Raw genomic sequence first — 12,148 nt, forward strand, 5'->3', positions numbered from 1 at the left:
ATGATGCAGGAGAGATTGGCAATGGAATACTATGTAGAATTGAAACTAAGAAAAGATGCCCATAGCGGAGGGTTTTCCAATGGTTTGACCTTATGCGGAGGTGAATCCACAAGAGGACTTGAAAGAATTCTTAAAAAGGATGACACAATTGTTTATAAAAACAGTACCAGTCAGTATGTAACACTGGATATGGTTAAGAATAACGATACCGTTGAGGTCACCACTATATTTGAGAACAAAGGTACTGAAAGTACAACTTTAGAAATGCTCTCATCTTTTGCTCTTAAGGGAATAAAAGCGGATAAAATCCACAGACTGCAATCCTTTTGGAGTGCGGAAGGAAAACTCAGGACAGAAACAATTGAGGAACTGCACTTAGAACCCTCCTGGAACAGATGTGGTATGCGGGTTGAGAAGTTTGGCAATTTAGGATCTATGCCGGTGCGGAAGTATTTTCCTTTTATCGCGTTGGAAAACAGTGAAACCCATGAGTTTACGGCGGTTCAGTTATATACTCCATTCTCCTGGCAGATTGAGATCCTGTGCAAGGAGGATGAAACTCTGTCACTGGTCGGTGGTATTGCAGACAGGGACTTTGGACACTGGTTTAAGAATATTGCACCGGGGGAAACCTTTACTGCCCCCAAAGCGGTCATTGCCAGGGGAAGTTCTCTCTATGAGGTGTGTGATAAACTGGTGAAGGCACAAAAGCCTGAGGTATCAGAACTGGATCAGGATATGGGCATCATGTTTAATGAATATTGTACTACCTGGGGGAATCCAAACCTTGAAAACATCAGTAAAATCTGTAATAAGTTAAAGGACAAGGCGGTTAAGTATCTTGTAATTGATTCCGGCTGGTATGGTAAAAATGAGGGCTGGTGGGCCAGCATCGGGGACTGGGATGTCAATTATGAAAAGTTCCCGGACGGCTTAAAAAAAGCTGCGGATTATATCAGAGAATGCGGGATGATACCCGGTCTCTGGTTTGAACCAGAATCCGTGGGCAGACTGTCAAAACACTGGAACAATACGGAACATTTGCTGAAAAAAGATGGTGTAGTTCTTACTGTGGGCGATAAACGCTTTTGGGATATGTCCGATCCATGGGTTATGGAGTATTTAAATCATGCGGTTATAAAAACCCTGAAAGAATGCGGATTTGGCTATGTTAAAATTGATTATAACGATACCATCGGCATTGGCTGTGACGGGGCCGAAAGTCTTGGGGAAGGCTTAAGGCAGAGAGTCAGGGCAACCCAGGAATTTTTCAAAAAAATCAAAAGGGAGATACCGGATATTGTAATTGAAAACTGTTCCAGCGGAGGACACAGGCTGGAGCCATCCATGATGGAACTGGTATCCCAGGCAAGCTTTTCCGATGCCCATGAAACCACGGCCATACCGATTATTGCGGCAAATATGCATAGAGTAATAAAACCGTCCCAAAGTCAGATTTGGGCAGTTATGCGCAGCGGTGACAGCAATAACAGAATCTACTATTCCATTATCAGTACTTTTTTGGGAAGAATGTGCTTAAGTGGTGATATTTATGATCTGACCGGAGAACAGTGGGAAGTCATTGAGGCGGGAATGGAATTTTATAAAGAAGCAGCTGATATCATAAAATACGGAATAACAATAAAATATGAGAACAGTACGAAAAGCTATAATAATCCCCAGGGAGAGCAGCTTGTTATCCGGGAATTTTGCAATAAACAGTTAGTGATTGCCCATAGATTTGAGAATTCCAAAGAAATCAGCCTTGATTTCCTGCAGAATAAAAAAATTATAAAAGAATATGGGGTTATAGATGGTGATTTTACTGCCAAGGCCTGGCTGATAGGATAAATTCATTTAAGGGGTTGACAAACGTAAAAAATTGAACTAGTATAAAGACGAATATTCGGTAGGTGAGGCTACTACAGGGATACGGGCTGTTGCCGCAGAGTTGTGGAGACACAATGAGATGGTTTGAACAGGCTGCATCGAGATTAAGGTGCAGCATAACACAGTTACATTGCCCTGTAAAGCTAAAACTCATACGAAAATATAAGATAATGTAATTACATTCTCGTATATTCTTTCCGGATATACGGGAATTTTTTATTTTATGAGGAAAGGATGTGACTGTCTTGGATAGTGGTAATTATCACAGTTGTTTGAAAAGAATGATGGCAGTATATGAGTCCGGTGACAGGCATCCTTTGCCTGTTGCTTAGTTGTGCTGTTCAGCCGTTTATTGCCGCCATCGTTCTCAAAAACACAGTTTTTGGTGACGGTGGTTTTTTTGTGCCCATTTTTGGTAAATTCCATAGCGGGCTTTATGATAGATATTATAATTTTGAAGGTGAGGTGAGGAGAATGGATGCAGACGGAAGCAGCGGCGCGGCCCCCGGGAAGCGCAGCAGCAGGAGCGATTTGGATGGAGACATACACTTGTCTGCTCCAGACTCCTGAATCAGATACGCTTCTCATGACCGCCCATAATTTTGGAAATGACAAAATACAATTATGGAGGTAGAAACCATGAAGAAGATTTTTATGAACAGCAAAATAAAAGGAAGGATTTTAGCAGATCGTTCCCGGCACAATGAAACAAAACAAAGACTGACCCAGGCAGCAAATGGGAAAAAAGAGCAGGTACTGAATGCATTAGGCACCTTTGAGGACGGACTTACAGAAGAAATGGCGGAGAAATCAAGGGAAAGCTTTGGAAACAATGTAATTACGCATGGGAAGAAGGATTCTGTATGGAAAAGGATCTGGGCTGCATTTGTCAATCCGTTTACGTCAATTCTTTTCCTCCTGACAGTTGTCTCTGTATTTACAGATATTATTTATGCAGAACCTGGGAACAAAAGCTATACTACAGTTATTATTATAACTGCCATGGTTATGATATCCGGAATTCTGCGCTTTGTTCAGGAAACAAGAAGCGGCAATGCGGCAGCCAGACTTTCCCAGATGATTCACACAACCACCTGTGTGGAGCGAAAGGAAGCCGGAAGCCGGGAGATTCCCTTAGAGGATGTCGTTGTGGGGGATATAATCCATCTCTCAGCAGGAGATATGGTACCTGCGGATGTACGGATTCTCAGTTCCAGGGATTTATTTATCAGTCAGTCCGCACTGACCGGGGAAAGTGAACCGGTAGAGAAGCTGGCATGGAACGATTCTGACACAAATGTGCTCACTGAGATGACTGATCTGGCTTTTATGGGTACCAATGTCATCAGCGGAAGCGCAATAGCGGTTGCAGCTGCGGTTGGAAATGATACGGTGTTAGGAACGGTTGCGAAGGATCTGACGGTAAAACCGCCCATGACAGGTTTTGAGCGGGGAGTGAATTCTGTCTCTTGGGTACTGATCCGTTTTATGCTGATTATGGTGCCCGTTGTACTTTTTATCAATGGATTTACCAAAGGTGACTGGCTGGATGCAACGCTCTTTGCCATTTCCATAGCAGTAGGGCTCACCCCTGAGATGCTGCCCATGATTGTAACCACCTCTCTTGCACGGGGAGCAGTTGCCATGAGCAGAAAAAAGGTAATTATTAAAAACCTCAACGCAATACAGAATTTAGGTTCCATTGATATCCTTTGCACGGATAAAACTGGAACGCTTACTCAGGATAAGGTGGTTTTGGAATATCATCTTGATATCCACGGAAATGAAGATGACAGAGTTCTCCGCCATGCATTTTTAAACAGCTATTATCAGACAGGGCTTAAAAATCTCATTGATCTGGCAATCATTTCAAAGAACCGGGAGCTTGAACAGAGTCATCTTGAAACTGCATACACGAAGGTGGATGAGATCCCCTTTGATTTTAACCGCCGCCGCATGAGCGTAGTAGTATCCGATGCCAGCGGAAAGACCCAGATGATAACAAAGGGAGCCGTGGAAGAAATGCTCAAATGCTGCTCCTTTGCAGAATACAATGGAAATGTTGAGCCGCTTACAGAAGAGATACGGGAATTTATTTTATCCAAATCAAATGAGCTCAATGCAGATGGAATGCGAGTGATTGCCGTAGCCCATAAGACAAATCCCGCACCGGAAGGCCAGTTTTCTGTTTCGGATGAGACGGATATGGTACTGATCGGATACCTGGCTTTTTTAGATCCGCCTAAAGAGACAACCGCCCAGGCAGTTAAGGCACTTTCTGAGTATGGTGTAGACGTTAAAATACTGACCGGAGATAATGAAAAGGTAACCTGCTGTATCTGCAGACAGGTTGGGCTTCCGGTAAATGAGCTACTTCTGGGATCCGGGATTGATGAGCTTAATGACAGGGAGCTGGCAGAAAAAGCGGAGAGCATTACAGTATTTGCTAAATTGTCTCCATCCCAGAAAGCCAGAGTGGTGAGAGTTCTCAGAGACAACGGTCATATAGTAGGTTATATGGGGGATGGAATCAATGATGCTTCTGCCATGAAGGCTTCAGATGTGGGGATTTCGGTTGATACCGCGGTGGATATTGCAAAAGAGTCGGCAGATGTAATTCTTCTTGACAAGGATTTAATGGTGCTGGAATCGGGAATTATAGAAGGCAGGAAAACCTATGCCAATATGATAAAATATATTAAGATGACGGCATCCTCCAACTTTGGAAATATGTTTTCCGTACTGGCAGCCAGCGCATTCCTTCCCTTTCTTCCCATGGCATCGATTCATTTAATCTTATTGAATCTGATTTACGATATTTCCTGTACAGCCATTCCGTGGGATAATGTGGATAAGGAATATTTATTAAAGCCAAGAAAGTGGGACGCGTCTTCTGTTGGACGGTTCATGGTCTGGATTGGGCCTGCCAGCTCCGTTTTTGACATAACCACTTATTTACTGATGTATTTTATCATATGCCCGGCAGTGTGCGGAGGGCTGCTGTTTCATCAGATTTCAGATCCGGCAGTTCAGGCTCTCTATATCGCAACGTTTCAGGCCGGCTGGTTTATTGAATCCATGTGGAGCCAGACACTGGTCATCCATATGATCAGAACACCCAGGATACCATTTATTCAGAGCTGGGCTTCCAGACAGGTGGTATGTCTTACTTTTGCAGGGATTGCAGTTCTTACCATGATTCCGTTCACTCCAGCGGCGCAGGCGTTAAAGCTGGCAAGGCTGCCTGGTGTATATTTTGCATGGCTTGCACTGATTGTAGTCTGCTATATGGTGGTCGCAACTGTTTTAAAAACAATTTATATAAAACGTTACGGAGAATTACTGTAAAAAAATTAGAAAATAAACCGGATTATATGATATACTGGTCTAATCAAAGGCTTTCATGGGAGCCCGAATAAAGAAAGGAAGATCCAAATGAAAATTATTATGTATGGGACAGAAATCTGTTCGGAATGTGCAGCAGCAAAAGCCCAGCTGGGAAACCTTACTGCTGTTGAACTGGACTACAGAAGTATTACAGAAAATACTGCAACATTGAAAGAGTTTCTTCGCCATCGGGATCATGATGAGGTGTTTAAACCGATTATTGAAGAGGGTAAAATCGGAATCCCTCTGTTTATTCTGGAAGATGGGACTCAGACCTTTGATATGGCTGATTTTATGGATGAGATCAAGTCCCGGCCGGTACAAAATGCCTGCTCCATTGACGGCAAAGGGTGCTGATAAGCGGTTTTTCATACCCTGTATCAGGTAACAATTAAATCAGGAGGTAATTTATGAATACGTTTCAAACCATTACTTCAAAAGAATTCGATTACAATCCATTTCAGTTAATCGGGGATGAGTGGATGCTGATTACTGCTGAAAAAGACGGGAAGGCAAATACGATGACTGCTTCCTGGGGCGGACTGGGGATTTTGTGGGGCAGGAGTGTTGCCTATGCAGTGATCAGGAAGAGCCGTTTTACAAAAGAATTCGTAGATGGTGCAGACTGTTTTTCTCTCTCCTTTCTGGATCATAAGGCGTATGCAAAAGAACTGGGATATTTAGGAAGCGTATCGGGAAGAGACGAAGATAAGATAAAAAAGGCTGGGGTGACGGTGAACCATGAAGACGGTGTACCGTTTATTGATGAAGCTTCCAAAGTTTTAATCTGTGAGAAACTGTTTGTAACAGACATGAAGCCGGAGGATTTTGTAATTCCTGAAATCGACAGCAAATTTTATGCAGATAAAGATTATCACCATCTGTATATTGGAGGCATCACAAAGATACTGAGCAGATAAATGACTGGCGGGCATACATAGGATTCCGAAAATGACACATTATAAATAAAAAATGAAAGGAGCCTGTTTATGCCAAAAGACAGTCAACCAGATAATAAGGAAGCCAGAATGGAAAAATGCAATGGTCAGACGCCTATAACAAGAGAGAATCAGAATAAGAATAAAAATGCAAAGCGTAAGTCCATTAAGCATAATGATGTTTAGACGTTTAGCCCCGGAGATCACATCTCTGGGGCTTTCGCTTTGGTGTACGTCAAATTTATCACAAATATATATGTTAAGCATACATTATACCGTAGTTTAATCTTAAGAAACGTATAAGAGGTTTAAAAAGTGAAAGAGCTTAATTCCCAAAAAGTATTTGTGCAATATCGGGATACAATGGAACCATATGGGCCTGTTATGGGCAGATTTTATACTATTACACATTCAGATATAACCGCAGAACTATTTGCGTTTGTAGCCCCCGATTATGCGTATGATCAAATCACAAAAATGCGTGACGAGGTTAGAATTTCCTGGGAATTATATAAAGAAGGAATTGCTTTAATTGGCTCCGTGATTGTTGATGGTAATGGTATAACCGGAGATGCATCTGTACGAAATAAGATTTTCTATAACGAAATGCCTACAGCACTTCAGGCATTACGCCAGGCTGACAGATTTTTGTTTGACAAAGAACCCGATCTGGACAATACACCTGTATTTATTCAATTTATCTCAGACAATCCTGAATATAACAAAACATATGATTTTGGAGTTATTGGTATATATAAGTAAAAATCTGCTGTGATGTTTCGCCAACCGGGTAAAAAGCCTCAGAAATTATATTTCCGGGGCTTTCACTCTGTTTTACGAATGAAAGACATTGGATAAATAAAAACGATGTGGTATAGTAAAGTATATGTGATACAGGGTTACCCCTTATTCTGGATAGTAAAATAAGGGAGTGAAATGCGGAGGAAAAGTGATGGATAGAAAATTAACAATAATGTATTTTAGTCCGACTGATACAACTGAAAAAATTGTAAATGCTATAGCAAAAGGAATGGATATTAATTGTGTTCAGACAGTTAATCTGACGGATCCCCAGGCCCGCAGACAGAATTATGCTTTTAAGAGGGATGAGATCGTCCTTGTGGGGGTTCCCGTATATGGTGGAAGGATACCCGGTTTTTTGACGCCTGTATTTGAAAACATAAAGGGTGAGGATACGCAGGCAGTCTTTGTGGCAGTCTATGGAAACCGGGCTTTTGAAGATGCTCTTTTGGAATTAAAGAATACATTTGAAGAAAATGGTTTTGCGGGAATCGCAGCAGGAGCATTTATAGGGGAACACTCAAATACGAAGAAGGTCGCAGGTGGAAGACCGGATGTCCAGGATATTGAAACAGCAGAAAAATTCGGCAGAGAAATTGCCGAAAAAATGAAGGGAATAATAACCGGTAAAGTAACCGTCAAAGGAGATTTTCCGTATAAAGAAAGAAAAGCAGCCGTACCAATGGCACCTGATACATCTGAAAGCTGCATACAGTGTGGGATTTGTGCAAAATACTGTCCGATGGAAGCGATCAGTTTCAGTGATGCGAAAAAAACAGATCCAACGAAATGCATTCGCTGCAGCAGCTGTGTGAAACGCTGTCCCCAAAAAGCGAAATCGTTTCATCATGAAGCTTTTAATAAAATAACGGAATGGCTTGTAGAAAATTGCAGTCAAATCAGATGTGAGCCGGAATGGTTCATATAAATCAGCGGGCAAAATAAGATCAGCGGTGAAATATTCAAAAAAACGGAGGCGTCTATGTCAGATCATCCCATGGAACTTTTTCAAACAGATACCAGACACTGGTTTGAAGGTGCGCTCGGTACACCTACCCTGGTTCAGAAACAGGCCTGGCCTGAAATCGCATCGGGCAGACACACCCTTGTTTCAGCGCCTACCGGAACTGGTAAGACACTGACGGCCTTTTTGATATTTCTTGACAGGCTTTTGGAGGAAGCTTTAAGAGGACAGTTAAATCAGGAGCTGCAGCTGATTTATATTTCTCCGTTAAAATCTCTGGCTGGTGATATCAGGGAGAATCTCCGGCGGCCTATGGAAGGAATTGTGGAGGAGAGAAAAAAATCAGGGAATTTTAACGGACAGGAGCTGACCGTGGGAATCCGGACCGGTGATACCACACAAAAAGAGCGGAACCAGATGATTAAAAAGCCTCCCCATATTCTCATAACTACTCCGGAATCCTTATATCTGATGCTGACCAGTAAATCGGGACAGAAAATCTTAAGGACTGCAAAAGCGCTGATCATTGATGAGCTGCATGTGATGATTGATACCAAGAGGGGAGCCCATTTAATGCTTTCTGCGGCCAGACTGGACAGGCTCTGCAAAAAGCCTTTGCAGCGTATCGGGTTATCCGCTACCATTGAACCTCTTGATCTTGCGGCGAAGTACCTGGCGCCGGGGGAGGTTTCCATTGTTGCGCCCAAAATGAATAAGGAGATACGGATTGAAGTAAAAAGTCCTTTTTCAGACGGCAGCATCCAGGGGAAGGATTCAGTCTGGAAGGACATTGCAAAGACGGTATATTCTTATATAGGCGGATCAGGCAGTTCACTGGCATTTGTGGAAGGACGGGCATATGCAGAAAAGCTCGCCCATTTCATTAACGAATCAGGCGGAGATGGTTTTGCCCGCACCCATCATGGGAGCTTATCAAAGGAGCAGCGGTTTGAAGTGGAACAGGCACTTCGTAATGGCTTTTTAAAGCTTCTCTGTACCACCTCGTCCATGGAACTTGGCATTGATGTGGGGGAGATTGAACAGGTATTCCAGATCGGATGCCCGCGTTCTGTTTCCAGTACCATGCAGCGCCTGGGGCGGGCAGGGCACAATCCCGGCCGCGTCAGTGTCATGTATATGTTTCCCAGAGAGGCTGCGGAAGGATTGTTCTGCGGATTTACTGCAGAGGCAGCCAGAAACGGTAAAATTGAATACGCCAGCCCGCCCAGGCTATGCCTGGATGTTCTTGCACAGCATCTTGTTTCCATGGCGTGTACCCAGGAATATGGCGTGGAGGATGTGATGGATATTCTATCCGGAGCGTATCCGTTTTATGAGGTAACTGCAGAGGAGGTAAGAGATGTTCTTCGGATGCTGGCAGGTGACTATGAGCATGAAAGGGATATTCCGGTGAGACCCCGTATTATTTACGACAGGATTCATGACCGGGTGAGCGGGGATGCCTACAGCCGTATGCTGGCGGTCAGTGCCGGGGGAACCATACCCGACAGAGGTCTTTATACAGTCCGGTCGGAATCTGGAGTCAGACTGGGAGAGCTTGATGAAGAATTTGTCTTTGAAACAAGAATCGGGGACCGGTTTCTACTTGGAACATTTGCGTGGCAGATCGTCAATATAATGCGGGATACAGTGATTGTGTCTCCGGCAAGTCCTTCCGGCGCCAGGCTTCCTTTCTGGCATGGAGACATCAAGGGGCGCAGGATGAGAACAGGACTGGTGTTCGGAGAAATTTTGCGCAGATTCAATCAGGCCGGAAGCGGGAAAGCCATTTTGACAGAACTTAAAAAACTGGGATTAGATGAACAGACTTCGGAACGTGCTCTGGATTATCTGCTCAGCCAGCAAAAAAGCACGGGGATTCTTCCTGATGACAGAACCATTGTGGTGGAACACTTTATGGATGAAAACAGCAATCATCAGATGATGGTTCATTCTGTATTCGGACGCCAGGTCAACGAACCCCTGTCCCTTCTTATGACAGAAGCTGCAAAGCATCATGTGGAAACCACCATAAACTGTGTGGCAGATGACGATGGTATTTTGCTGTTTCCTTATGATGGAAAGCCGTTGCCGGATGGTCTTATTTATGAAATATCTCCTCAAAAGGCAGGTCAGATTGTGGCTGCCTTACTTCCGGAAACGCCCTTATTTAACATGAATTTTCATTACAATACTGCCAGGGCGCTGATGATGGGAGTGAGGAATCAGAAGCGGCAGCCTCTCTGGATACAGAGAATGAAAAGTGCCCAGATGCTTTCTTTTCTGGTAAAACAGGAAAACCATCCCATACTGAAGGAAACAAAACGGGAATGTCTGGAAGACTTCTGGGATTTAAAAGGATTGGAAACCATTTTATATGAAATACAATCGGGAAAAATTCAGATAAAGGAGATGTATTTAGAAACACCTTCCCCCATGTCATTGCCATTAAGGCGTCAGACAGAAGCTTCCATGATGTATGATTATTCTCCAACGCCTCAGAACATCCATGAGGCTGCAAAGGAGGCGCTTCATGAGGCAGCAGGAATCACGCCGGAACCGGAACATCTGGCCCGTGTTTCCCGGAGGCTGCATCTTCCGGAAGATGAAATACAGCTTCATACTCTTCTTATGATAGAGGGGGATTTAGAAGCAGGAGAACTTGAGATTCCCATTGAATGGCTGGAATCCCTGGCGTCGGGGGGAAGAGCGCTTTACGTAGAGCCTGGTTTATGGATTGCAGCAGAACATGAAAATGATTATGAGAATGCCCTGGTTAAGGGGCAGAAGAACGCTGGGAAACGAGTTGTCCAGAGACTTTTGAGATATCGGGGAGCAAAATCTCTGGAAGAAGTGGCAGAGCGGTATTTATGGACAGATGAGAAGACGCTTGGTATTTTATCTGCTTTGTGTGACCAGGGGAAGGTGATCCTTAAGGATGGCGTTTATTATCACTCTGAGCTTTATGACAGGGCGAGAAATGAAACGATAAAAAGCAGGAGGAAGCAGATTACTACGCTTCCCCCAGAACGGTATGCTGCCCTTATGGCAATGCGCCTGCGCATATCTGCATCTCCTTTCGAACAGCTGGAAGCAGCGGTATACGGGCTTTCGGATCAGCCCTTTCAGGCGCAATTGTGGGAGACTGTACTTTTACCTGCACGGGTTAACAACTATCGCCCGGAACTCATGGATTCTCTTTTGGCAGCAGGAAACGTGTTCTGGCAGCTGGGGGCGGGTTTCTGTCTTACCGTTCATCAGACTGCAGACATTGACTGGACTGCAGATTTATCAGAAGTCTGTGAACTGCTGGAAGGAGAGGAGAAAGCCGTGTACGGTGCCTTGTTAAAACACGGTGCAAGCTTCATGCAGAGACTGGAAGAAATCATGGGAAAGTCGCCTTATGAAGCTCTTTTTTCACTGGCAGAAAAGGGGCTTGTAAGCGCAGACAGTCTGATTCCGGTCAGGCAGCTTATGAGCAGGGATAAATTAAATAAGGGGACAGTACGCCAGCGGGTAAACGCAAGGACAAAGATTCTGTTAACCGGCAGATGGGAAGTCATCCGCCCGCTTAAGGACTTTACAGTTGAACAGATGCTTGACCGTAACTTTGATAAAGCAGTCATAGTCTGCAGGGAGACAATAAAAGGAATGACATGGAGTGCAGCACTGGAGACACTGCGGATCTGGGAATATACAGGCAGAGTGCGCAGGGGATATTTTATCGAAGGCCTGTCCGGTATTCAGTTTATCCGGGATAAAGACTATGCGGGGACCATGGTAAGCCTTTTAAGTCCCAGAGAAGAAGTGGTCTGGCTAAATGGAGCTGATCCGGCCCAGCTTTGGGGAAAAGTGCTGCATCATCAGGAAGGAAAAACATTTTTAAATGTACAGGGAACGGCGGTTGCTTTAAGAGCAGGAACCCCGGCAGCAGTTTTTGAACGCCAGGGCAGGGTTCTTCGGATATTTGATATGGATTGTGCCGGAGAGGTGCTTGCGGAGTTCGTCAGGGAATTTATGGCACACAGGATATTTCCTTCCCGTAACAGAATTGTCATAAAGGAATATTCAAAAGAAGCGGAAAGCCTTCTTCGTACTGCCGGATTTCGCCGTGAGCTTCAGGATTATGTACTGTACTGCCTTTAGAGACATGGAAATCATGAGGGGA

At 44.1% G+C, this 12,148-nt stretch carries 9 protein-coding genes and 1 riboswitch; all 9 genes read left to right on the top strand.

Features of this window, described 5'->3' with window-relative positions; translation table 11 throughout:
• The first annotated feature begins 21 nt into the window (after positions 1-21).
• The 9 genes from V7D18_RS21665 (at position 22) to V7D18_RS21705 (ending at position 12,126) form a co-directional block, all read left to right on the top strand.
• Positions 22-1,851, top strand: coding sequence for a glycoside hydrolase family 36 protein (locus tag V7D18_RS21665; RefSeq protein WP_426157426.1), 1,830 nt, complete (start codon positions 22-24; stop codon positions 1,849-1,851).
• A 47-nt stretch (positions 1,852-1,898) separates the two neighbouring features.
• A riboswitch (M-box (ykoK) riboswitch) is annotated at positions 1,899-2,058 on the top strand.
• A gap of 310 nt (positions 2,059-2,368) precedes the next feature.
• Entirely contained in the window at positions 2,369-2,524 is a 156-nt protein-coding gene (locus V7D18_RS21670; protein WP_426157427.1) for a hypothetical protein, read from the top strand.
• Positions 2,525-2,544: 20 nt separating this feature from the next.
• Complete coding sequence (gene mgtA, locus V7D18_RS21675) at positions 2,545-5,238, top strand: magnesium-translocating P-type ATPase (RefSeq protein WP_426157512.1); 2,694 nt, start codon at positions 2,545-2,547, stop codon at positions 5,236-5,238.
• Positions 5,239-5,325: 87 nt separating this feature from the next.
• On the top strand, positions 5,326-5,634 hold the full coding sequence (locus V7D18_RS21680) for a glutaredoxin-related protein (protein ID WP_426157428.1): 309 nt from the start codon (positions 5,326-5,328) through the stop codon (positions 5,632-5,634).
• Positions 5,635-5,687: 53 nt separating this feature from the next.
• Positions 5,688-6,197, top strand: coding sequence for a flavin reductase (locus tag V7D18_RS21685; RefSeq protein WP_426157430.1), 510 nt, complete (start codon positions 5,688-5,690; stop codon positions 6,195-6,197).
• 69 nt (positions 6,198-6,266) lie between these two features.
• Positions 6,267-6,401 carry a hypothetical protein gene (locus V7D18_RS21690; RefSeq protein WP_278321371.1) on the top strand — a complete coding sequence of 45 codons (135 nt, stop codon included), beginning with the start codon at positions 6,267-6,269 and terminating at the stop codon, positions 6,399-6,401.
• Between the two features lie 129 nt (positions 6,402-6,530).
• The gene (locus V7D18_RS21695) at positions 6,531-6,977 is read left to right on the top strand and encodes a staygreen family protein (RefSeq protein ID WP_426157432.1); all 447 of its coding nucleotides are present in this window, start codon (positions 6,531-6,533) and stop codon (positions 6,975-6,977) included.
• A 190-nt stretch (positions 6,978-7,167) separates the two neighbouring features.
• Entirely contained in the window at positions 7,168-7,944 is a 777-nt protein-coding gene (locus tag V7D18_RS21700; protein WP_426157434.1) for a 4Fe-4S binding protein, read from the top strand.
• 54 nt (positions 7,945-7,998) lie between these two features.
• Positions 7,999-12,126, top strand: a complete 4,128-nt coding sequence (locus V7D18_RS21705; protein ID WP_426157436.1) for a DEAD/DEAH box helicase — start codon at positions 7,999-8,001, stop codon at positions 12,124-12,126.
• Positions 12,127-12,148: the final 22 nt, after the last annotated feature.

This window comes from Lacrimispora sp. 38-1 (genome assembly GCF_049890855.1).
In the GTDB taxonomy this organism is placed as follows: Bacteria; Bacillota; Clostridia; order Lachnospirales; family Lachnospiraceae; genus Lacrimispora.